Annotated in this window: 18 protein-coding genes and 3 pseudogenes; 12 read left to right on the forward strand and 9 right to left on the reverse strand. The window is 39.0% G+C overall.

Annotated features, from left to right (window positions below):
• Window positions 1-277 precede the first annotated feature (277 nt).
• The 6 genes from ACE3JL_RS22080 to ACE3JL_RS22105 all read right to left on the reverse strand — a co-directional run bounded on the left by ACE3JL_RS22080 (window position 278) and on the right by ACE3JL_RS22105 (window position 6,138).
• Window positions 278-1,555, reverse strand: a complete 1,278-nt coding sequence (locus ACE3JL_RS22080; protein ID WP_375328402.1) for a hypothetical protein — start codon at window positions 1,553-1,555, stop codon at window positions 278-280.
• A 38-nt stretch (window positions 1,556-1,593) separates the two neighbouring features.
• Complete coding sequence (locus ACE3JL_RS22085; protein WP_375328403.1) at window positions 1,594-1,782, reverse strand: hypothetical protein; 189 nt, start codon at window positions 1,780-1,782, stop codon at window positions 1,594-1,596.
• Window positions 1,783-2,036: 254 nt separating this feature from the next.
• The gene (locus tag ACE3JL_RS22090; protein ID WP_375328404.1) at window positions 2,037-3,863 is read right to left on the reverse strand and encodes a hypothetical protein; all 1,827 of its coding nucleotides are present in this window, start codon (window positions 3,861-3,863) and stop codon (window positions 2,037-2,039) included.
• Window positions 3,864-3,911: 48 nt separating this feature from the next.
• Window positions 3,912-4,952 carry a lipase gene (locus ACE3JL_RS22095; protein ID WP_375328405.1) on the reverse strand — a complete coding sequence of 347 codons (1,041 nt, stop codon included), beginning with the start codon at window positions 4,950-4,952 and terminating at the stop codon, window positions 3,912-3,914.
• A gap of 233 nt (window positions 4,953-5,185) precedes the next feature.
• The gene (locus tag ACE3JL_RS22100; RefSeq protein WP_271992068.1) at window positions 5,186-5,842 is read right to left on the reverse strand and encodes a DUF1906 domain-containing protein; all 657 of its coding nucleotides are present in this window, start codon (window positions 5,840-5,842) and stop codon (window positions 5,186-5,188) included.
• A 71-nt stretch (window positions 5,843-5,913) separates the two neighbouring features.
• Complete coding sequence (locus tag ACE3JL_RS22105) at window positions 5,914-6,138, reverse strand: amidohydrolase family protein (protein ID WP_375329646.1); 225 nt, start codon at window positions 6,136-6,138, stop codon at window positions 5,914-5,916.
• A 547-nt stretch (window positions 6,139-6,685) separates the two neighbouring features.
• Between ACE3JL_RS22105 and ACE3JL_RS22110 the strand changes: the two are divergent.
• The 7 genes and pseudogenes from ACE3JL_RS22110 (at window position 6,686) to ACE3JL_RS22140 (ending at window position 12,408) form a co-directional block, all read left to right on the forward strand.
• Window positions 6,686-7,934 (forward strand): annotated as a pseudogene (locus ACE3JL_RS22110) (ISNCY family transposase).
• A gap of 306 nt (window positions 7,935-8,240) precedes the next feature.
• A pseudogene (locus tag ACE3JL_RS22115) lies at window positions 8,241-8,816 on the forward strand (transposase); the annotation flags it as partial.
• 223 nt (window positions 8,817-9,039) lie between these two features.
• Window positions 9,040-9,276 (forward strand): 50S ribosomal protein L28, encoded by a 237-nt coding sequence (gene rpmB / locus ACE3JL_RS22120; protein WP_271988443.1) that lies wholly within the window; start codon window positions 9,040-9,042, stop codon window positions 9,274-9,276.
• 144 nt (window positions 9,277-9,420) lie between these two features.
• Window positions 9,421-9,687, forward strand: a complete 267-nt coding sequence (psaK, locus tag ACE3JL_RS22125) for a photosystem I reaction center subunit PsaK (RefSeq protein ID WP_271988444.1) — start codon at window positions 9,421-9,423, stop codon at window positions 9,685-9,687.
• A gap of 155 nt (window positions 9,688-9,842) precedes the next feature.
• Window positions 9,843-10,979 carry an amino acid ABC transporter permease gene (locus ACE3JL_RS22130; RefSeq protein ID WP_271988445.1) on the forward strand — a complete coding sequence of 379 codons (1,137 nt, stop codon included), beginning with the start codon at window positions 9,843-9,845 and terminating at the stop codon, window positions 10,977-10,979.
• Window positions 10,980-11,297: 318 nt separating this feature from the next.
• A complete protein-coding gene (gene clpS / locus ACE3JL_RS22135; protein WP_002738526.1) occupies window positions 11,298-11,585 on the forward strand; it encodes an ATP-dependent Clp protease adapter ClpS in 288 nt (95 codons plus the stop codon).
• Window positions 11,578-12,408 (forward strand): CPBP family intramembrane glutamic endopeptidase, encoded by an 831-nt coding sequence (locus tag ACE3JL_RS22140; RefSeq protein WP_271988446.1) that lies wholly within the window; start codon window positions 11,578-11,580, stop codon window positions 12,406-12,408. The genes clpS and ACE3JL_RS22140 overlap by 8 nt, the downstream gene beginning before the upstream one ends.
• A 308-nt stretch (window positions 12,409-12,716) precedes the next feature.
• On the opposite strand, the gene ACE3JL_RS22145 is transcribed toward ACE3JL_RS22140, so the two are convergent.
• Window positions 12,717-14,594, reverse strand: coding sequence for an AAA-like domain-containing protein (locus tag ACE3JL_RS22145; protein ID WP_375328406.1), 1,878 nt, complete (start codon window positions 14,592-14,594; stop codon window positions 12,717-12,719).
• Window positions 14,595-14,683: 89 nt separating this feature from the next.
• Window positions 14,684-15,940, reverse strand: coding sequence for an AAA-like domain-containing protein (locus ACE3JL_RS22150; protein ID WP_375328407.1), 1,257 nt, complete (start codon window positions 15,938-15,940; stop codon window positions 14,684-14,686).
• A 163-nt stretch (window positions 15,941-16,103) separates the two neighbouring features.
• Here ACE3JL_RS22150 and ACE3JL_RS22155 point away from each other — a divergent pair, with 163 nt between their 5' ends.
• The 4 genes and pseudogenes from ACE3JL_RS22155 to ACE3JL_RS22170 all read left to right on the forward strand — a co-directional run bounded on the left by ACE3JL_RS22155 (window position 16,104) and on the right by ACE3JL_RS22170 (window position 18,992).
• Window positions 16,104-16,412, forward strand: a complete 309-nt coding sequence (locus tag ACE3JL_RS22155) for a hypothetical protein (protein ID WP_375328408.1) — start codon at window positions 16,104-16,106, stop codon at window positions 16,410-16,412.
• The gene (locus tag ACE3JL_RS22160) at window positions 16,399-17,274 is read left to right on the forward strand and encodes a hypothetical protein (protein ID WP_375328409.1); all 876 of its coding nucleotides are present in this window, start codon (window positions 16,399-16,401) and stop codon (window positions 17,272-17,274) included. Before ACE3JL_RS22155 ends, ACE3JL_RS22160 begins: the two co-directional genes overlap by 14 nt.
• Window positions 17,271-17,363: pseudogene (locus ACE3JL_RS22165) on the forward strand (CPBP family intramembrane glutamate endopeptidase); the annotation flags it as partial. The gene ACE3JL_RS22160 and the pseudogene ACE3JL_RS22165, both read left to right, overlap by 4 nt.
• A gap of 111 nt (window positions 17,364-17,474) precedes the next feature.
• On the forward strand, window positions 17,475-18,992 hold the full coding sequence (locus tag ACE3JL_RS22170; protein WP_271988452.1) for an ammonium transporter: 1,518 nt from the start codon (window positions 17,475-17,477) through the stop codon (window positions 18,990-18,992).
• Between the two features lie 11 nt (window positions 18,993-19,003).
• Here the strand turns inward: ACE3JL_RS22170 and ACE3JL_RS22175 are convergent, their stop codons facing one another.
• The gene (locus ACE3JL_RS22175; RefSeq protein WP_375328410.1) at window positions 19,004-20,917 is read right to left on the reverse strand and encodes an Hpt domain-containing protein; all 1,914 of its coding nucleotides are present in this window, start codon (window positions 20,915-20,917) and stop codon (window positions 19,004-19,006) included.
• Between the two features lie 579 nt (window positions 20,918-21,496).
• On the opposite strand from ACE3JL_RS22175, the gene ACE3JL_RS22180 reads away from it, so the two are divergent.
• Window positions 21,497-22,084, forward strand: coding sequence for a hypothetical protein (locus ACE3JL_RS22180; RefSeq protein WP_375328411.1), 588 nt, complete (start codon window positions 21,497-21,499; stop codon window positions 22,082-22,084).
• The last annotated feature ends 205 nt before the right edge of the window (window positions 22,085-22,289 follow it).

The following is a 22,289-nucleotide window of genomic DNA, read 5'->3' on the forward strand; positions in this document are numbered from 1 at the left end:
TTGAGCGAGCCAATTGGCGATCGCACTCTCAGCAATGTTCTACTTACCTTACTCGCTAAAAAGCATACAGGATAAAGGTAAGAGCAACTTTAAAACCCTTCCCCTAAAAAATTAAGCGAACAATGAGTCATAACTAGCCTCTGCCTGTACTCAACGGATTTAGTATTATTCCTACGGCTGGTTTTTTTTTGAAGAAGCGACAGAAAGTGCGACCTCAGCCTTAGGTGGGTCGAGTGTAGTTCATATTTTACAAATCAAATAGAATTGCTATAACACTTTAAGAGGAGGAAACAGGAACAGAAGAACTATTTTCTTCATGCTGTTGATAGAGTTGAAAAAGAAGTTTAGCGACGGAAATAAATGTAGTAAGATTGCTGTCTGCCGTCGTTATCGCAGTGTTAGGAATTAATTCTGCTGAACTGGGAGCCATTTCGGTATAAACAATCGAATAGTAATACAGTCCCGTTAGACCGCAATTGACTAAAAGATGCAAGTTTTGATCAGCATAGAGAGCATAAGGAGGTCCCAATACAACTTGATTTTGCCAAGGAGAAACTATCCCTGAAGCCGGATTATATGTGTAAATGCTACCCACTGTTGTATTGGTAATATTGGCTGTGTTGCTACAGGTTCCGATAAATAAAGATCCCTGGGAAAATTGCGGATTATCTACGTTATTAGGATTAGCCGAACCGTGGAGAGATAAAAGAATCTGATCGGTGGGTGTCCAAATAACATTACCAGCACTTTGGAGATTACTAAAAGCATTGGCAACCAGGGTATTTTGGGTAGCAGTGTAAATGAGTTGAGCATTATTATCGACTACTGTTGCGACACTATTAGTTGTTCCAGGAATTAATGTGCCATTAGCAAGAATGCCATTATTTTCGCTACTAATAGCAAACACAAAACTGCCATTTGTTGTTGTTTGTTGCTCAGTAAAGGTTAATCCAGTAACAATTAAACTAGGTTGATTGGGAGCTAAATTAACCAAGGACAGAGAAATTGTCAGATTGTTAGGATTGGTGTAATTTTTATTAGCTCCTTGATAGGAAAAAACTGGTTGACCTTGATTATTCCAGCCGACATTATAGGTATAAAGATTACCATTTTGACCAGCAATAAATAGTAAACTTAGTGGCGAATAATACAAGATTGAGGCGATGCTACTGTCAAACGGAACCGAGTCAATTTTTTCTACTTCAGCAATATTACTATCACTGAAATTACTGACATCAGCGGCGGGAGTAAAGGAATAAAGCCACAAGTAGCCGATTTCACTACCCAGGAGAAAATAATAAGGAGGCGTTTGATTGACTCCCGAATTATTCAGGATAAAAGCCAGGGCAGTTGTGCGACTTCCTTGGGCTAAAATATTGTAAAGAAAGGAAGATTGGTAATTTATAGAACTACCAGAAGTTGCTGTTGGTTGAATTTGTCCTGCACCAATGCCGTTAGAACTAGCAGAAATGACAAAAGTATTATCTGCATAATTTCCCTGGGTCGGGGTAAAAGCTTGTAGAGTTTGATTATAGGGAAAGGGATTCGTGGTCATCGTGAATGGTTAATAGTGAGTGAATTGATGGTTAATGGTTAGTCTTGATAGACATTCATAGTATGTAGCCAGATGGTATCCGTATCCGCGTTTTCTTGTGTACTACCTAACAGAATTTCAAAATAAGAACCACTATCATAGACATGACGAAGAATGTTACAACGTTTGCTGTCTTCAATTACATCAAAACCCGCCGTTTTATTGGGGATTAAAGTAATAGACTGCATCCTATTCTTATCCGCAAAGCAGAAGGGAAAGTTATTAAAATCCCAAAACAAAGATTCATCTTCATTTTTGATGGTGATAGTATAGCTTTCTTTGCATCGGTATAAAACCATAAATTGATGGCCTCCTTGAATATTTGATTAAGTTTTGTTGATTCAAGAGATTGTTATGTTGGTTGAGGAAAGTTTGTTTTTTTTCTCAGTGAATTGATATGAGCAGGGTAGATGGGTTATGCACATCTACCCCATTTTTTAACTTAATCCGAGCCTGAATTGCCGGTGGGCGGATTATTGCCAGTACTTGCTTGCCCACTGGCCGCTCCCGCTTCTTCCAATCCGGCGGTTGCCAGCACCACGCCGGTAATACTCACTGCCAGCGCCTCCGGATTAAAGGTGGCAATGGAAAACGCCATAGCCAGTACCGCAGTAATTAACGCCGCGATGCCATCAGGTTTCTTTGTCGAGCTGCCCTGATTGTCGATCATTTGGAAATACTCGGTCTCTAACTGCGCACTAGGGCAAGGGTTGGCAATGGCAAGCCCTGTACTGCCGCTATTGATCAACACATAGCCAGCGACATCACCCAGCACACTCCAGGTTGCGCCAGGAATGCCGTCACTATTGATTACCTGGGTAGTTCCAGTTCCCGTTGCCGGATTGTAAGCATACAAGCTGCCTGTGCCAGAATCGCCACTGTCATTATTGGAGAAAGTACCGATATAGAGAGCGCCTTGCGTGTAAATGGTATCCTGGCAGTTGGAGAAGCTTAATGAGGTGATGGTTTTACTGATGGTTTGGCCACTGGTTGACCAAAGCTGAGTAAATCCACCAAATTCCAATGAGCCACTATTCCAGGTACCTTCGTACAGTGCATTTTCGGTAGCGACATACGCGGTGCTACCGTTGACAGCAACGGCAACCGTAGCGGTTATATCGCCGGATGTCGAGGTGGTAGTTAAAGCCGCCGGATTGCAGGAATCGCTTAAGGTGTCAGCAACGAAATCATACAGCCCTGCGCCGCTTATACCTGTTATCAGATAGCGGGTTGAATTACCGGGTACATAAAGCGGTGCGATTTGCACCTGCCCACCCGATGCACTGGAAAGGCTGGTGTTTTTGACCGTTTGCGTCAAAGTCGGTGCTGTGTAACCCGAGCTGTTCCATTGTTGTGGAGAAAGATTTGTCAGGTAATCAGATTCTAAAACAACCCAAGTACTCATGCTGCCACTGCCTTGATAAAGGGTGGCAAGCGTGGCATTGTTAGCAGTGTCAATGATAAAAACCGTGCCATTATCGCCCAAAGCCAAATCGACGGTAGATGTGGAGCCGGACCAAAGGATCTGATTCACGGATCGACCAAAATTCTCGCCCATTGTAACGATAAGGTCACCATTTTGGATATGTGCCCAAAATTCCTTCGTATTTTGAGGACTATCGTTGTAAGTAGCGCTGGCATCCCATTCGCTGCACGGGGTCGAATTCCATAGCGGTTTATAACCGGGGCTATACAGTACCAGACTGCCAGTCGATGACATCACCAGAGAGTAACTGTTGCAGTACAACAAGTTCGTCATTGATCCCATACCGGTCGTAAAGCTGTTGTTAAACGTGACGCTATAGGCATAAATATCGCCATTGGCGAGGGCAACAAATAAATTATTGCTGGTGGTTGCCTGCGGGTCATAACAAATGCTGGCGACGGCTGAGTCGAAACTGGCGATTTTGGTAGAACTTGATAAGTTACTGGCGGTCAGTGCGCTGGCATTCTGTGCTATCTCAACCGCATACAAATACAGGTCGCCCGCTTCGGAACCTGCCAGTAGATATTGGGTGTTATTGGCCTGATTTTGCCCATTGGTCAAAAACGTCATCGCGGTGGTTGAACTGCCAGAGTTTTGTATATTACCGATACAGTTCCAGGTAAATTGAAGTTCGTTACTCGATGACAGGCCATTGGGCTGAATCTGGCACAAGCTGAAACCGCTGGAATAAGCACCGACAACAATGGTCGTGCCGCTGTTGCCACCGATAACTGGCGAAAAAGCGGCAACGGTTTGGTTGTAAGGAAAATAAGTATTAGACATTAAGCGTCGCTCCGTTTTCTGGGGTAAAAACCTTTGTTGCTAGTTGATTTAGCCTAACTTAGTGGCAATATTATCTAAATCTTGATCCTTTAGCGTGAGAGCATTAGCCACATTTTCTGTCAGCGGCCATTGAATATCCAGGAGGTTGAAATAAGCTTGGATATGCTGAAAATAAGCTTCTTGAAGAAATTGCTTTAGGGGAGTTGTTTGCGGTTGAGAAAAAACGCCACATTGACCTTTCATGGCAAAAGTACTGGGATTTAAGGCGAGATAATTGCAGTTTTTAACTTTCTGAATTTGACTATTAACTAATAGTGCAATTCTCGAAGATTTAGGAATATTACAAGATTGATACAGGGTGGGAATCTGCTTTAATTGCTCAATATTCCAAGCATGGGGAACAATATCCAAACTATTCCAGAGGCGGCTGCTTTGATTGAGACCTGGCTCCGTATTTCCGTAGTAATCAGAGAAGGTTTGATCCCCTGGGGTTGCTCCCGCAGAAAACTGGGTATTGACGGTGATTTGTTTACCAGTCGGGTTCCAAGTTGCTTGATTTTCGTACAGCCATAATGCCATTACTGGAGATAATGCACCACCTAAACTATGGCCGGTGGTAATGATTTCGATGGGTTGGTTGGATTGGCTGGGAATTTCCTGGGTCAAAAATTCTAACAGAGAGCGGTTAGAGGAGTCTTTCAGGTTTTGCAGAATAGTAACTCCAGTATTTGTTCCTTGGGAAATTTTTCCGCGTTCGGGGAATTGCGTTGACCAGGAAACCATGTTATGGGTAGCAGCATCCTCCTGTAACCAGTCAAAAACTGATTTCGGATTCGTAGCAGCGATCGCAACTACATATTGAGGGTTATTGGTTTCGGCATTTTCTCCCTTCGCCACATACATAATATTATCCCAGTTCTGATTTTTAGGATCATGATAATAAATAACGGGACCCCAAAGAATTGTCCATTGACCAATTTTTCCTTGAACCGTAGGATTGGCTAAATCTGCAATAACTTTCTCGCTATTGCTGATGTTAGCGAACATGGAAAGACAGAAAAGGATCTGTTGTTGATCATAGGTAGGCATTGTAAAATTTTCTCCGATTGTCAATTGATTAGGCGTATCTTAGACAAGTCTGGGTAATAGTCATAAAACAAATTTCACAAAAAAGGGATGACCGCCCTTTTTAACTTGATTAAGTTGACTCCAATTTACCCCATCATTAGAAGTGTAAAAATTAGCACCAGAACGGCTATTTATAGGGCATAATATCAATATATAGATGCCCGCACGTCAAGTCAATTGTCCAAAGATTAAACTTAGGTTAAAATTAACCACTGAGGCACACCACCATCGTTATCGATATAGGTAATATCTTGGTCAATGCCAATACCATTAACTGGTTCACCAACGTAAGACTGTACCATTTGATAACTACGAACCGCTACTGGGGGAACAGTACTTTCTGATTGCCAATAATGTTGAAAAGGCAAATCGTAAAGTTGCTGGCTATTCAAAATTGAATTAGCCCCTACATATAACCCAGGTAAATAACCTGCTCCTGCGACAGCATTATACCAATTTGTGCAGTATTGAATTACTGCTTCGGATGCAACTTCCGAACTAATTCCTTCCAAGTCTAGCCAAACATTTACTTTCGTAGGAAAACCCACTGAAATTGCATTATTGGCCGCATTATTGCCGTAGGTTGTTCCCAACTGGGACGAAGGAATCCAACCAGGAGAAGAAACGTGCTGTACAGGCATTAATGCGAGTCCTCCTTGTAAAATACCGAGGGCTTCTTCGTAGGTTAAATCTCCTGGCGCTTCTCCCGCACCCAGGGAAAGATAACGGATACAAAATTTGTAGCCTTGACTGGCAAATTGTTGTGCGGTGGCTTGAGTAATTACGGAATCCGCATCAAAACCCAAAGATTTATTGGGCGCACCTTGAACAATTCCAGGTAATTGAGTCATGGGTGATGTCTCCTTAAGTAAAATCTAAGTAAATTGATGAATTATTTATTGAATGACGATTGAGCAAAAAATTAGTTCCTGTGAGAAAGAGTGGTAGAACAGTAAACTTTTACCCCATTTTTCCAAGTCGAAATAACTGGGATATTTCTCATCGTCTGATATTGCTGCTCCACATTTTTTAAGGTTAATGGATCTTGTTGCAAAATCACAAAATCGGCAAATTTACCAGTTTCCAGGGAACCAGTCCAACTGTCGGCGTAACATTGCCAAGCTGCATCATAAGTTACAGCACGCAGCGTTGTTCTGTCGTGAGACGCTCATCAATATTCAAGACATTGGTAAGTAGTCGTGCAAAATTAATTTCCTAGTGAAGAAAGGCAAAAGGCAAGAGGCAAGAGGTGGTTAGATGTATGTAATTAATTTTGCTTAGGTACTTATCAGCAATAGGCTGTCCAGTTTTCCATTCTTTCATTTCAGGAGAGCCTTCAGTGACACGAGTAACAGACTGTTCCATAAAACGCAGTGGGCCAGGGGGACTGACAATATACAGCAATTCTCATTTTGAAATAAATAGAGCATTAACCCCGATTTTGGCAGGGAAAATATAGTACGAAGCAACTATTTTCTAGAAGAGGCGAACAATAAAAAAAACAATTGGCTAGACAAATTAAGTATAAATACTCAAGCAATCAAAGAGGTTGGCTGAGAACGAACAGGGTTAAATCAGGAAGATAGTTCTGTTTTTAGAATAGGGAATTCAAGGGAAATAAAAATTTATAATTATTGTCAGCTAAGGTAAAATGGGTGAGATAGAAATCCACCAGCACGTCAAATTATTCCAAGATGGCTCAAAAAGCGGCAACCCTAGAAATTTCGGAATTAATGCAATTTTTACATCAAGAATTAGATGATTTACCCGATGAGAGGAAACCTGGAAATAATAGAAAATATGAGATAAAAGATGCCGTGATGGCTGCATTTTCAGTCTTTTTTACTCAGTCGCCGTCTTTTTTAGACCATCAACGTTTAATGAAAAGCAATAAGGGAAAAGATAATGCTGAAAGTTTATTTTCAATTAAAAAAATTCCTGGGGATAATCAAATAAGAAATTTGCTAGATCCAGTGCCAGCATCTAATATCTCTAGGACTTTTCAAAAAGTCTATGAATGGTTAAAAGAAAAGGGAGTTTTGAAAAAGTTTCTCTACTTAGATGGAGAAATATTAGTGGCGTTAGATGGCACAGAATATTTCTCATCCAAGAAAATTAATTGCCCTCATTGTAACTGTCGTAATCATCGAAATGGAACTACAACTTATTTTCATGGCTGTGTCACACCGATAGTAGTTTCTCCTAAGCAAAAACAAGTAATTAATTTAGAGCCAGAATTCATTAAAAAACAAGATGGACATCAAAAACAAGACTGTGAAAATGCGGCCGTTAAAAGATGGTTAAATAGGAATCATAAAAATAAGTATGGTTATCCTGTAACTCTTTTAGGAGACGACTTATATTCTCACGAACCTGTTTGTGAATTAGCGATAAAACAAGGTTATAATTTTATTTTTGTTTGTTTGGAAACGTCGCATAAAACTTTATATGAATGGCTAGAATTTTTAGAAAAAAGTGGCGAAGTTAGGACCGTTGAAAAGAAACAATGGGATGGACGAAAAAATCTAATTTATCGTTATCGTTATGCTTCTAGAGTTCCCTTAAGAGAGGGGGACTCAAGTCTCGAAGTTAATTGGTGTGAAGTGACTGTTATTAATGAAAAAACCCAGAAAACTATCTACCAAAATAATTGGATAACTAATCATAAAATCACGGAAAATAATGTCGAAGAAATTGTCAAAGCTGGACGTAGCAGATGGAAAGTTGAAAATGAAGGCAATAACGTTCTTAAAAATCACGGTTATAATTTAGAGCATAACTTTGGTCACGGTCAGAATCATTTGTGCGAGTTCTTATTGTCTTTAAATTTACTAGCTTTTTTATTTCATACCGTGTTGGATTTAGTTAATTACACCTATCAAAAGATTCGTGAGCTATTAGTAACTCGGACTTCTTTCTTTAATGATATTCGTACCCTATTAAAATTTATTTGGTTTAAGAATTGGTCGGAATTTTTCTCATTTATTCTAACCGAATATGTCCCATTTAAAAAAGTAAATTCTAGTTAAAAATGTCAGAACTCTTGAAGGAGAAAAAGAAAATTGTTTATAAAAAAAACTAAAAATTTTGTTAGAATTTCATCCAGATTTATGAGTTGAAATCAATTTTTCGGGGACAAAGTTCTTAAAACCTGTCTATCTCCAGTGTTGGATGATAATTATCTGTCAAAAAATCATGCTTCTACACAAGTTCTCTATTTAAATAAGAGAATTTTATCTGATTTTTTTCAAAATGAGAATTGCTGCAGTTCGGGAGAAGGTGAAAGAAGTGAGCGTCGATATGTGGTCAGGATTTACAGCAGTGATCAAGGAATTATTTCCTAATGCTAAAATCATCTATGACCGTTTTCATGTAATGGCTATAATCAATGACGAGCTTAATAAATTGAGAAAGTTAATGGGGGTGCATGACAAAGAATTACCTCATTTATTATGGAAGAATAAAGAGGACTTAAAGGATGAGCAAAAACAACAACTAGAAGTTATCCTGAAAGAACATCCATGCTTAGGAATAGCCTGGGAAATGAAAGAAGAAATTAGACAAATTTATCAAAGTTGTAGAACGTTCAGAGGTGCTGAGAGAAAATTGAAAAAATGGATAAGAATAGGCGGGATATTATATCAAAGTAGTGCCAGCATGATCCAGAAGCATTTGCCAGGTATTTGTAATTACTTTGAAAATTATACAACCAACGGATTAATTGAGGGAATGAATACCAAAATAAAGCTTATTAAAAGAATGAGTTATGGATTTACCAATTTTGAACATCTTCGACTTAAGCTGTTTGCTTGCTTTAATTCATAACAAAAATTAACACACGAAAACCAGAAGAGCCGAAATAGTTCCTCTCAGTAGCGTTAGCCATAGATTCAGGAAACTCGGCGGAACCAAGAATCCCTTGCGCTTAGTGCGAAGGGAGTGTCAATTCCGTTCACTTCACCCATGGGAAGGGGGGGACTTCTGGCGAAATTTGAGTTAAACTAGAAAGGTTGACTATTGACAAACATCGATCGCACAGGAGCAAATTATGTCTAGAGTCTGTACTATGACGGGAAAAAAGGCCAATAACGCCTATGCGGTGTCCCACTCCCACCGTCGCACCAAAAAATTACAAGAAGCAAATCTACAATGGAAAAGAGTTTGGTGGTCGGAAGGCAACCGTTGGGTAAAACTACGCCTCTCCACCAAAGCTATCAAAACCATTGAAAAGAAAGGATTAGCCCTCTTCGCTAGAGAAGTAGGCTTAAACTTAAATTTGTACTAAGCAAGTAGTTCAGGAGTGGAGATGAATTGGCTGTATGGTTGACTCCTGTGCTTTTGATTATTAAGTATTGCAACAGGGCGTGATGTGGGGTGAAAACTACCTTTAAGATTAAAAACTTAAAACGACCTGTTCAGGAGAATTTCAATGTATTCAACCCTATTAATGGCCGCCACCGTCGTGCAAGGTTCCAGCGAATGGAGTCCCAAAGTGGCGGTTATCATGATTATCTGCAATATTCTCGCTATTGCTTTCGGTAAAGCGACTATTCAACGACAAAACGTTGGTCCAGCTTTGCCTTCCCCCGCTTTATTCGGTGGTATGGGATTAGGCGCTTTACTGGGTACTACCAGTTTTGGTCATGTCCTCGGCGCTGGTGTTATCCTCGGTCTCTCCCGTCTGGGGGTTATCTAAATACGTTTTGATTTTCTTAATCGGTGGCCAAAAGTCACCGATTTCTTTTGTTAAGTACCTAAGCAAAATTAATTACACATATCTAACTACCTCTGACCTTTTGCTCTTTACCTTTTGCCTATCCTAACCAAGAAATTAATTTTGTACGACCACTTATGACTTTACATCAGAAAAATTCTTTTTGGTACGATGAGCGATTTCAGAAGATTTTTTTACAGGTAATTATCCTGCTAATTGTCTGCCTAATTTTCTGGTTTTTTGGTCGCAATTTAGTGATTAATTTCCAACGCTTACGCTTAAGTTTTGGCTTTGGCTTTCTCTTTGATCCTGACCGACCAGCTTCTTTTGCGATTGGTGACTCCCCTATTCCCTACAGTCCCACCGATACCTATTTTCGCGCTCTTTTGGTGGGATTAGTAAATTCCCTCCGTATTATGATTAGTGGCATATTTTTGGCGATTAGTCTGGGAATAGTCATCGGGTTAGGTCGCTTGTCCGATAATTGGTTAATTCGTCAGTTGGCTACAATTTATGTGGAAACTATTCGTAATACTCCTTTATTATTACAATTATTTTTCTGGTATTTTGCTGTATTTCTAAAACTGCCAAAGATTGAGGAATCCTTAGAGTTTTTTGGCAGTATATTTTTAAATAACTCAGGAGTATATTTACCCTTACCTGCTAATAGTTTTAGAACATGGTTAGCCTTATCTATCATGATTTTAGGAATAATTCTTTCAGTATTTTTATATATAAAAAATAAACTTATTTTATACCTAACTAGCCTACTAATCCTAGTTATAATTCCTCTAATCTGGGGTTTAAAATGGCAAAGCCCCCAGATTAATCCTATTAATCAAAATATTGACTTTGGTTTACATCTTTCTTCCGAGTTTGCCACCCTCTTGATCGGTTTAACTGTTTATACAGCTGCCTTTATTGCGGAAACGGTACGGGGGGGGATTCAATCGGTTAATCGGGGACAATGGGAAGCAGCCAAAGCCTTGGGATTAAAACCTTTATTAGTGATAAGATTAGTAATTTTTCCCCAAGCTTTGCCGGTGATTATTCCTCCTTTAACTAATGAATGTTTAAACCTTGTTAAAAACTCTAGTTTAGCGATCGCTATTGGTTATAATGATATTTATGCTATCTCTAGTACCATCGCTAATCAGACAGGAAAAGCTGTAGAAATGTTAATAGTAGTTATGGCAACCTATTTATTCTTTAATTTGGTGATTTCTCTGACTATGAATCAATTAAACCAACGGGTACAAATTCAAGAGAGGTAGTGTGGGTGTTTGTGCGTATTAAGCTCTCTTAGGTTTGGTGGGCAAAATGTATTCTAAGATACATTCTTTCTGGCGAGCGAGTGGAAGGAACCACAAAGACACAAAGGACACAAAGATTGATCGATCCTCTGTAAGTTAAACTTATCACACAGAACCGAGAAGAGCCCTGATCAAACTAGGCTAACCCAAGAAACACCCAACCCCCAACACCCAACCCCCCACGGATTACTGAAAAAGCCTAGCTCAATCCGGAAATTTTGATTATGATCATTAAGTAATTGACCTGTATTTGCGATATAGATTCAAAGGAGAGACACGGTGTCCACAGAAGTCATCGAAAAGCGTTCCACAGCGACAATCCGTAAACCAGCACCGCGTTATCGCGTTTTACTCCACAATGACGACTTTAACTCGATGGAGTATGTGGTTCAGAGTTTAATGCAAACGATCGCCGGTATGACGCAACCCCAAGCAGTTGATATCATGATGGAAGCGCACACGAATGGTACAGCCTTGGTGATTACCTGCATCCAAGAACACGCGGAATTTTACTGTGAAACCTTGAAAAATAAAGGTTTAACCAGCAGCATCGAACCCGATGAATAAAAGATTACGGGTAATTGCCACTTACCCAGTCCCCCTGCGACTGGGAATTTTTATTTTGCTCTTACTTTTTCTCTGGTTGCCGATCGCACTTCCCCTCTATCACTTTTTTGCCACTAATGCTAATCTGGTCTCAATTTTGACCCTTTCTGTTCTCTATCTAGAGTTTTTGGGGTTATCCCATTGGTGGGGACGGATAATTTATGGTGATGAGGGATTAGCCGATTATGGGTTGATTTGGCGAAGAAAAACGCTGATCGAGTTAATTAACGGGTTAGCGATCGGTTTATTTTTCACTTTCTCGCTTTTTCTGTCCCAAGCGTTCCTAGGTTGGTTAAATTTCTTACCCGCAAATCCCCAAATCAGCAAAATCATCCTGGAGGGGTTTTTAGTCGCTTTAGCGGTGGGTTTTGCCGAAGAATTGCTATTTCGGGGCTGGTTACTGGGAGAATTAGAAAAGGATTATCGTCCCGCTATCGCTCTAGTGATTAGTGCCTTAATTTTCGCTCTTACCCACTTTATTAAACCTTTAGCCGAAATTATCCGCACTTTTCCCCAATTTCCTGCCTTAGTCTTGCTAGGATTGATTCTCGGTTGGGCAAAACGCGCCTGTGGTGGTAATTTGGGTAAAAGTATCGGTCTGCACGCGGGTTTAATCTGGGCATACTATATATTAAATGTGGGTCAGTTAATTAAATACACTGGTACTGTTCCCAATTGGTTAACTGGAATCGGTAAAAATCCTTTAGCGGGAGTGATGGGTTTACTTTTCCTGACAATTCTCGCTATCTGGATCAGAAAAAAAGCAGTTTTGAGTGAACGATAGGGGATTAAATCAATTACTATAAAGGGGAAATTGCCCATGAGAGTTATAGGCGATTCTAATTTTTGATGGGTTATTTTTAGTTTAATTCTCTGGCTAATGATTGGCAATCTCCTCTATTATATGCAAGTAATTGTTTTACGTCAAAAGAACCCACAGGTTAATTTTTCTCCTGTTGTCAGGAGTCAATCCTTCAATGTTTCTGACCTATTCTTTTTATTTTGGTCACGGGGAAGGGAAGGAATCCGAGTATCATTATCCGAGGAATTAACGGGTAGTGATGGGGTATTTAGTGATTGAAAAATTAATGTTTATTCAATAAGTTTTTGGCAATTTGGATTATCTTGCAAAGCTCGATCGATATCCGATTTCCAAGCTTTGTCCTTATACCAAAGTTTTGCCAAAGATTGAGCTTCTTTAAAGTTATCAGAAGTTGGGGGGATTTTGCACAAAATTTCAAAAGCATCTTCTCTATCCGGCACATTAGCGACAAAATTATTGGTAGCTAGTCCTATTGCGTGTTGAATTAACCTTAATTCATTTAATTGAGTCCCACACTTGTAAGGAAACTGATCACCTTGTTTCCTTTCCAATTCTTGCAGTTGTTGAATGTTCATTTCTAAGGTAATATTAGAGTCTCGTTTAGCACAAATTTCTGGAATACGCTGAATTAACCTTAATTCATTTAATTGAGTCCCACACTTGTAAGGAAACCAATCACCTTGTTTTCTTTCCAATTCTTGCAGTTGTTGAATATTCTTTTCTAAGCTAATATTAAAATCTCGTTTAGTACAAATTTCTGGAATACTAGGTGAGGTTGTAACCACGACATTAGGAGTCTTTTCAGGAGTCTTGAATGACAAGAAAGTAAATCCAAGAAAGCCTAATAGTGCCAAGAAAGATAATATTTTAGTTAAATCAGCATGAGAATTCTTCATTTTCGTGACAACCACATGAGAATCTGACTCATCAATATCTTGATTTTCACTCCAAGTTAAAGCTTCTGCTAAATCTTGATCAGAAAGAAGTTTAGTGTCATCTTCCCCTGAATTTAACCAAATTTCGTACTTTTCAATGTATGGGTGGATTTTATCTAATTCCGTTGTCACCCAAGTTTCATCAAAAACATTTCTATAAATCTTATTATAAACTTTTAACTTTTGTCGGTCTTGGACTACCAATCCCGTTAAGCGTAATTCTATTTGATCAAGACTACCATCATCGGTAATTTCACCATTTTTTAAAATTTCTAGGTAAAGCTTCAGCATTCTTCTACCCGTGACACGCTTATTTAATAAACGATTCCGAATAGTTTTTAGGTGTTCTGGACTATCTTGAGATACCCAATTATTAATTACTTGCGACTGGATAAAATCGCTGACATTAATCGTGTTTGCTGGGGATTCCTTGCCAAATCCAGTGCGAGATGTGGAGATTAAATGACAAATTTTTTGAGTTAAAAATGGTTGTCCACCTGTCCAGTCTATAACCTCCTCTAAAACCCGTTCTGGTGCGATAACTTTGTCCTGCAATCCCTCGGCCAGTTTTCTGGCATCCTTTATAGTAAATCCAGATAATCGAATATCTTGACTAATATTAAAAGGACCACGATAATTATCTAGAATAAAGTTAGAAACTGTCGCTACCCCCAACATACAAAAGGTTAGACGTTGGTAATCCCTATTATGAGGACGTTTTTCATGACAGCTACGCAGCCAAGCAAAGAAATCATCTGTGGAAAATTTTAACCTCAGAACGCTATCAATTTCATCGAAACAGATAACAATAGGTCGGGATACCTCCTTTAAGAGAATTTCCTCAACAAATTCATCAAGACGATTAATAGCTGATTTATAGGATCGTTCATCCCACCAAGTTTGCTCTTTTTCCCGAATAGAAAGATTGAAGCGTTTAACCAGTTGCTCAAATAATACTCGATACCAAATATCTTCGGATATGTTTTTTCCTAGACCACTCAAATCAATGGTAGCACAATCAATATTATCCTCTTTTAGTCGTTTTTGTGTTTGTACCCACAAACTTGATTTTCCCATTTGACGGGAATTTAACACATAGCAATACTGTCCATTTTTTAGATAGTTATAAAATAGATCATCTGCTTCCCGCTTGATATAACTAGGTGCATTTAGGGGAACGCTGCCTCCAACACAATAAAAATTGGTCGCCATAGGATTAAAATTAGCAATTTGTCTGATTGGTTAAGTTCGATGAATAATTTAATCAAAGGTTATCTGTGCCTAACTCAATATATCGGATTTTAGGAGGATAGGCGATACCTAAAATAGTTGCTGTATAGTGGATAACGGGGTTGAACAGCATTCTGCACAAAGGTTACTAATCCTAAACTATGAAGTTGCCAATTAATTGTTGCACCTAAATCAACGGGAGAAGACGACTCTACAACCTTTTTCATTCCTGCTGCTAGGTTTGGATGTTCTTGTAAGTTTAGCAAATGTCCTCGCAAATGATCCCCATAAATCCCCGCTTCCGTGGCTGCTGTCTCTAAAAAATCTGCTAGAGACAGTTGTTTTTGGCTAATCGTATAAATCGCTTTTTGGATTAAATAGGGATGTCCCCCGACAAGATTAATTATTCTTTGCAGTTCATCTTCTCCCAAGTTAGCCTGATATTTATTGGCTAGAGTCAAGACCTGTTCTAGAGTAAAATCAGGTAACAGTATTTCTGTTCCTACATTCAAAGGAGATTTATTCAGGTCAGCAGGAACATAATTTTCTGTGGAATAGGTGATAATTAAGTGTAACTTTTGCCAAGTATTATTATTTTTTGCCTCCTCGTGCCAAAGACGAAATAAACTAAGGAAATCGTCGGCAACGCTGGTATAGGTAAAGAGACTATCTATCTCCTCTAAAACTAAAATTAGGGGTTTATCCAGCTTTTTGAGCAAATGATCTTCAAAATAGGCAGTACAGCTATAAAGTCCTAATCCTTCTAGCCATTTTTCCTGAAAGAGAGCTGCTAACCCTAATTTCTTGGAAATAATCAAAGCAAACCAAGAGAGCAATCGGTCTAAATCGCCGATAATTCCTTTGCTTGCTTGTAAAAAACTCAAACTGACGGTTTTATACTGTCTTTTGTCAACTTGACTCAAAATTCTATCGACTAATAGGGTTTTACCCATTCCCTTGGCTGATTTAATCCGCAATAATGAACCTGCTTGACTCACCGTCTCCAGACAAAGCTGTTCCACTGGAGGACGTTCAATATACTTGGAAAAATCCGCAGCCCGGTTTTCTCCCTCATCCTCAGACGTGGCAGCCGGTGTTTCCTCCAACTCATCCCAGTCAGCGATTTCTTGATAATCAAGGGCTAATTTTTGACAAATTTCAAAAAAATTGAGATTACTAATCGATTTACCGTTAAGAAAAAGGCTAATAGTCGATTTTGCGAACCCTAACTCCTCAGCAAGCAGCTGTTGAGTTGCGTAACCATTGCGTTTAACTGCTTGTTTGACTCTAGGGATATATTCCGATTTTACTTTAAGCGATCGCGCCATAAACTTCCATCAATCGACGTAATTTCTATTTTATCGCAAAAAACTCAGACATATCTCAGTCATGAGATCAGAGTCAGACATATATCAGTCATGAGATCAGAGAGTTATGACTGAGGATCAAGAGCTACTGGTCGAAGTGTATTTATAAACTACACAAAACATAATGCTTGACATATTTCCTCCTAAGCCCAAAGACAAGGACACTTATAAGGGTGGTTCTGGGACTTCAGCTAAGTCTGACAATTATTTAACCTCCGCGGAGAAGTCTCTTTTATCTGATTTACTCAAAGTTAATGCTGCCACTGTCTTGAGCTTTGAAATTGAAACAGATAGAATTGGAGAAGCTAACTTACAAGACAAATTAGAAAAACTAGCGGACAAAGGCTATATCAAAGTCAATAAAGAAGAAAGCTACAAAATCTTTACTCCCACTTGGAAAACTCGTTGGCTCAGGGTAAATGGTATTTTGTAGTCAGGTTCTAACGGAATTAGATAATTTTCCTTTTTTCAGTTCATTCACCCATTACCTATTTTTGGTAGATTCTCAGACAACCGCCGCCACCGATCTTTTTAGCGAAATACGGAAACTTCTGGGAGAAGATCGGTGGCTTTTTGTGGTGACTGCGATAATTATTGGAGTAGCAGTTGAAACTGGAAGTACCTATTTCTCAGCTTTTAGGATTCGTCATTTATTTCCCGATTTAAAAAAGGATTTTTTAAAGACTTTCAGTTTTTTATTAATTGTCAAAATTTTTGTATCAATACTTTTATACCTTTTTATTCAGTTTATATTTTCTCTATTAAGCTTGATCGAGGATAATGTATATGTGGGTTTAATCATTGCTCTGGTCTTTGGTTTTATTATTAGTTCCTTAAACCCTAATTTAGAACAAATTGACCAAGTAATGGGTGGATTTAGCTTATCGACAATTAATCCTGTCTCCAGTCTGATCAAAAAGATATTAGGGTTGTACAAACAATTTCAAGCATCTATTATTGAGCCTTTCCAAAAGAAATTGGGAAACAAGAAAACCAGCCTATATATGTCTATCAAGTCTGGATTTGATTTTAAAATAGTTACTATTCAGCAATACATCCAAGAATTAATCGGTAGATTTTTTACACTAAAAGAAACGCAAGAGAAATATCAAGGAAGATTAAACGCTATCATCGGGGGAAATTTTAGTGACGAGGATAAGAGAGAAAGATTAATATGGTTATTATTTGATATTATGAGTCCTGAAGATATTAATAAAATTAGAAATCACCCAGATGAATCAGAAATTTTAATAGGACTGGGAAAAATAGAACAGGGGAATAGTAGGATAAATTAAACTTCGGCCAGTCAATTAAATACACTGGTACTGTTTTTGATCGATTAACTGGAATCGGTAAAAATCCTTGAGAGGGAGTGATGGGTTGACTTTTCCTGACAATTCTGGCTATCTGGATCAGAAAAAAGCAGTTTTGAGTGAACGATAGGGGATTAAATCAATTATCATAAAGGGGAAATTGCCCATCATAGCTATACCCCATGAATCGATTATTATCTTTTCTAGAATATCGCCCGCGTTTGCGTAATATCCTATCTTTTTGTTTCTCTCTTATCGTCATGCTGTTGATCGGTGTAGGCAAAGTCACAGCACAGGATTTAAATAATTCTACTCTGGATTTAGTTGCTAATATCTGGATGTTAACAGCTGGCTCATTAGTATTCTTTATGAATGCAGGTTTTGCCCTGCTGGAAACGGGTTTTTGTCGTACTAATAACGCCACTAATGTTTTAGCTAAAAACCTAATTGTCTTCTGTATTTCTGCCTTAGCTTATTGGATGTTTGGTTTCGGTTTAATGTTTGGCAATACATCGGTACTACAGGATAGTTTCTCTGGTGGTACAGGATTTTTCTTGGAAATTTTAACCCCTAATAATCAATACAGTCAATTCCAAGAATCGTGGCCAGGTCGTTCAATTGCTACTTTGTTTTTCTTTCAATTAACCTTTGCAGGAACTGCGGCAACCATTGTATCGGGAGCGGTGGCAGAAAGGGTTAAATTTTGGGCATTTTTGCTATTTAGCTTCTTTTTAGTCGCTTTTTCTTATTCTATTACAGGACATTGGATTTGGTCATCGGAAGGATGGTTATATAACTTATTTAAGTTTCGAGATTTTGCTGGTTCAACGGTGGTGCATTCGGTGGGAGGAATGGCCGGATTAGTGGGTGCTTGGTTACTAAAACCGAGAGATGGACGCTTTGGTTATAATCGCAAAACTGATCGTTATGAAGAAAAAGAAAGGGGAAATTTTGCTCCCCATCAGTTAGGATTTGCAACTCTTGGTTGTTTCATTCTTTGGTTAGGATGGTTTGGTTTTAATGGTGGTTCGGCAGTAAATTTGAATGATGTCCCCATGGTAATTACTACTACGGTTATTGCCGCTGCTACAGGAGGATTTTTGTCCTTAATTTTTAATCCTTTAATTGGCCGCAAAGTCAGTTTATCCATAATTATTAATGGCATTTTGGGGGGATTAGTGGGGATTACGGCATCCTCAGGTTATGTTAATATCAAATCAGCTATTATCATCGGTGGCATTAGTGGCATTATCGTCTTATTGGGGGGAGAATTTTTAGTTAAAACTAAAGTAGTTGATGATCCAGTGGGAGCAATTTCAGTACATCTTTTCTGTGGTTTTTGGGGAACAATGGCAGTGGGTTTCTTTAGTACCAAAGATGCGGGAGAATTCGCCCTTGGATTAACACAAAATAGTCGCATATCTCAAGTCGCTTTTCAATTTTTTGGATGGGTTATAGTCATGGCATTTACCTTTATTTTTAGTTTAGTTCTCTGGCTAATGATTGGCAATCTCCTCTACTATATGCAAGTAATTGTTTTACGTCAAAAGAACCCACCAGTTAACTTCTCTCCTTTTATCAAGAGTCAATCCTTCAATGTTTCCGACCTATTCTCACTATTTTGGTCACGGGGAAGGGAAGGAATCCGGGTATCATTATCCGATGAATTAACGGGTAGTGATGGGGTATTTAGTGACTAAAAAGTTAATGTTTATTCGATAAGTTTTTGGCAATCTGGATTATCTGGCAAAGCTCGCTCGATATCCAGTTTCCAAGCTTTGTCATTGTGCCAACGTTTTGCCCAAAATTGAGCTTCTTTAAAGTTATCAGAAGTTGGGGGGATTTTGCACAACATTTCAAAAGCACCGTCTTTACCCGGTAGATTAGCCACAAAATTATTGGCAGCTAATCCTATTGCCTGCTGAATTAACATTAATTCACTTAATTGAGTCGCACACTTTTCAGAAAGCCGATTACCTTGTTTCCTTTTCAAGTCTTGCAGTTGTTGAATAGTCCTGTTTAAGCTAATATTAAAATCTCGTTTAGCACAAATTTCTGGAATACTAGGTGAGGTTTTAACTACGACATTAGGAGTCTTTTCAGGAGTCTTGAATGACAAAAAAGCAAATCCAAGAAAGCCTAATATTGCCAAGAAAGATAACAATTTAGTTAAATCAGCAGGAGAATTTTCCACCTTAACTAATTTTTCTAGTTCTTGTCTAACCCATTGAACATTAAATACCTCTTGGTAAATTTGATTACTCACTTCTAGATAATCATCATTTTTAATCACTAATTCTGCTTGCTGCAGTGCCAGTTTTTCTGGTTTGTTATCAGCAAAGACTCCCCCCTGCTGCAAAATTTCTTGATAGATTTCTAATCTTGACCTAACATTTTCATCAGCAGTTAAGAGACTGTTTTGTATTTTCTGGAGATGGGATGATGCTTTATTTTCTAACCAATTTTTTACAATATGTTTCTGAATCAATTGTTCAATTAATGGTTTTTCTTGTCCTTCCTGTAACTCATTTTTATTGTCGATTAGCAAACGGATCACTATTTCCGTTAACTCCAAGTTACCACCCGTCCAAGCTAGAGTCTCCTTAATTAAAGCTGCTCTTTGATTCTCCTCAAATTCGGGTGTTAATTTTTCTTCAGCTAGTTGATATGCTTCCCTTTGGCTTGCCATCTCTACTTTTCGCTCCGTTGGGATTTGACTTAACTCTAACAAACGCTTTTCTGACTCATTAGGATCCTGATTTTCACTCCAATTTGAAGCTTCTTCTAAATCTTGATCAGAAAAAAGTTCGTATGTACTAACTATTGATTCCGCTTCCGGGTTAATCAGGATTTGTGGTAATTTGGCGGCGGCTAATAATTGCAATTCTTGACTGACGGTGATTTCTTCCCCGCGACCCCATTCTAATAAATCACTAGCTTGTTTTAATTCCCTAATAATAACTGGGGCGAGAGTGCGGTAGGAATGTTTGGGGTTGGCTAAGGCTGATTGGGCATTTTTAACTAAATATTGCCATTGTTGTTGTTCTGAAGCTAATTGAGACAGAGATAAAATTAATTCTTGCAATTGCTCACGGGAAGTGCTGGTTTCTTCCTGTTTAAACAGTTTTAACATCTGTTTGAGGCTATCTCTGACGCTGATGGAGATAGAAGATCTTGCCGCAATAGCGGGGGTGGATTTTACTTGGCCGAGCAGATAGTTAAGATGGGCCTGTAATTCAGCAAAAGTCGGTTCACCGTTTTTGACGATAGCATTAGCTTCTTCGGCCTGCAAACCTAATGGCTCCTGCAGCTTATCAATCAATACGTGAAGTAGCTCATAACTCTTGAGGAACAAAGACTCTAATTTTTGATCCACTTCTATGGGGTTTTCTTTCAATATTGTGAAAGCATCCTCAAGACGGTGAGCAGTTTTCTGGATACTACTATAGCCTAACATGGCCGCCCCTGCCTTGACGGAATGGGCGGCACGAAACACCTCGTTAATCTGTTCAGTGTTGTTGACGAGATGGACTAAGTTTAAAATCCCCTGTTCTAAAGTTTCCAGGTGTTCTTTCGCTTCTTCGATGAAATAGCCGAGAATTTTCTGATCGTTAGCGGAGTCCAAAGTCCTATCCCCCTTATCACGATGCTATCTAGTCCTGGATTGGCCTAGTTTTTCATTAAATATATCAGTGACTCTTAAATCATTATAAATACATTAACAACTGCCTGCGAGCATCTCATGAAAAAATTAATGCGCTCCAGGGTTCGGGGGTTACGCTGTTTGTAATTTAAATTACTTTTTGAGACAAGGTAAGCGGCATTCATGCAAAAATCAACGGTAAAGGGATTGGCGGAGATTGGGCTAATCTAAGAATAATTGGTTTAAATAGGTCTTACTTACTATTCCCGATCGATTAACTCGAATCGATAAAAATCCTTAAGCGGGAGTGATGGGTTGACTTTTCCTGACAATTCTCACCATCTGGACAAGAAAAAAAGTAACAGACGTAAAACCAGACAGTCTAACTGTCTTCTCTCCCTGTCGATTCCAGTGTTTTCAGGGGTTTTTTCGCCCATAAGTATTAAGGGGTATGCTGCCGATATGTCCGATGATTGACAATTTTCTGGCGATCGAGCCTTTCCACTACCGAAATTCGGGTTTATTATAAAAAGAAATCCTCTCTCAGGTAAGAGCGGTAGTATGGCTTACTCGACACAGCAGTTAATTGAAATCCTCGAGCGAGAAATGCACGCCACTTGCAAAGGGGAACGTCTGTTACTCTCTCCAGCGGAGCGCATTGATAATCCGGTGATTGCCAAGGCGATAAATCTAGAAAAGGTGGGCAAAGTCTTCGCCTATCAGGATTTTCGCCGCCAAGTTCACGATTATCAACAACAATATCAGGTTTCAGGCATTATCTGGCGTGTTTGTCAATGGGGCGATCGCACTATCCGTTATCCCGAAATTCATAATCAATTAGTTGCCGTCGCAGGTGACAAGGAAATTCTCATGGCTGCTAAAGCCTCGGTTTTAGATTTTTGGAACAGTATCACCCCTAATATGAATTTTTGGTTGGCACTTAACTCCCGTCGTCCCATTTCTGCCGACTCTCTAGCCGAATTAGTCGCCCAGTCCGAATGGGCGGAATTAGATGTGGCGCGCACAGAATTATACCTCGGTCTCTGTTGGGGTAATCCTTTAGAACACCAGTATCAATGGGCGCAACCCTTTTCCGGTTGTCATCGCATTATCGCTGCCCTCGATGAACCTAGTTCGATTAAGGTATAAGGGCGATTGATGTCTTGGGAATTATGAATTATGAATTATCAATTATGAATTGGGGTATGGGGAAGTGGGGAAGTGGGGATAATAAATAAAAGCTGCCTTCTGCCCTCTGCCTTCTGCCTTCTGCCTCGGAGTCTCCTATTGTAAAGTTTTGTTAATTTTTCTGGGATTAGGACGTTTTGTAAAAATAGATACAGAATTGTATGTT

The organism is Microcystis sp. BLCC-F210, from assembly GCF_042134685.1.
Classification (GTDB): domain Bacteria; phylum Cyanobacteriota; class Cyanobacteriia; order Cyanobacteriales; family Microcystaceae; genus Microcystis; species Microcystis aeruginosa_D.

What these genes read in the sequence shown, in the direction of transcription:
- ACE3JL_RS22080 (WP_375328402.1), bottom strand. Translation starts at nt 1,555, where the DNA reads ATGACCACGAATCCCTTTCCCTATAATCAAACTCTACAAGCTTTTACC.
- ACE3JL_RS22085 (WP_375328403.1), bottom strand. Translation starts at nt 1,782, where the DNA reads ATGCAGTCTATTACTTTAATCCCCAATAAAACGGCGGGTTTTGATGTA.
- ACE3JL_RS22090 (WP_375328404.1), bottom strand. Translation starts at nt 3,863, where the DNA reads ATGTCTAATACTTATTTTCCTTACAACCAAACCGTTGCCGCTTTTTCG.
- ACE3JL_RS22095 (WP_375328405.1), bottom strand. Translation starts at nt 4,952, where the DNA reads ATGCCTACCTATGATCAACAACAGATCCTTTTCTGTCTTTCCATGTTC.
- ACE3JL_RS22100 (WP_271992068.1), bottom strand. Translation starts at nt 5,842, where the DNA reads ATGACTCAATTACCTGGAATTGTTCAAGGTGCGCCCAATAAATCTTTG.
- rpmB (WP_271988443.1), top strand. Translation starts at nt 9,040, where the DNA reads ATGTCTAGAGTCTGTACTATGACGGGAAAAAAGGCCAATAACGCCTAT.
- psaK (WP_271988444.1), top strand. Translation starts at nt 9,421, where the DNA reads ATGTATTCAACCCTATTAATGGCCGCCACCGTCGTGCAAGGTTCCAGC.
- ACE3JL_RS22130 (WP_271988445.1), top strand. Translation starts at nt 9,843, where the DNA reads ATGACTTTACATCAGAAAAATTCTTTTTGGTACGATGAGCGATTTCAG.
- ACE3JL_RS22140 (WP_271988446.1), top strand. Translation starts at nt 11,578, where the DNA reads ATGAATAAAAGATTACGGGTAATTGCCACTTACCCAGTCCCCCTGCGA.
- ACE3JL_RS22145 (WP_375328406.1), bottom strand. Translation starts at nt 14,594, where the DNA reads ATGGCGACCAATTTTTATTGTGTTGGAGGCAGCGTTCCCCTAAATGCA.
- ACE3JL_RS22150 (WP_375328407.1), bottom strand. Translation starts at nt 15,940, where the DNA reads ATGGCGCGATCGCTTAAAGTAAAATCGGAATATATCCCTAGAGTCAAA.
- ACE3JL_RS22155 (WP_375328408.1), top strand. Translation starts at nt 16,104, where the DNA reads ATGCTTGACATATTTCCTCCTAAGCCCAAAGACAAGGACACTTATAAG.
- ACE3JL_RS22160 (WP_375328409.1), top strand. Translation starts at nt 16,399, where the DNA reads ATGGTATTTTGTAGTCAGGTTCTAACGGAATTAGATAATTTTCCTTTT.
- ACE3JL_RS22170 (WP_271988452.1), top strand. Translation starts at nt 17,475, where the DNA reads ATGAATCGATTATTATCTTTTCTAGAATATCGCCCGCGTTTGCGTAAT.
- ACE3JL_RS22180 (WP_375328411.1), top strand. Translation starts at nt 21,497, where the DNA reads ATGGCTTACTCGACACAGCAGTTAATTGAAATCCTCGAGCGAGAAATG.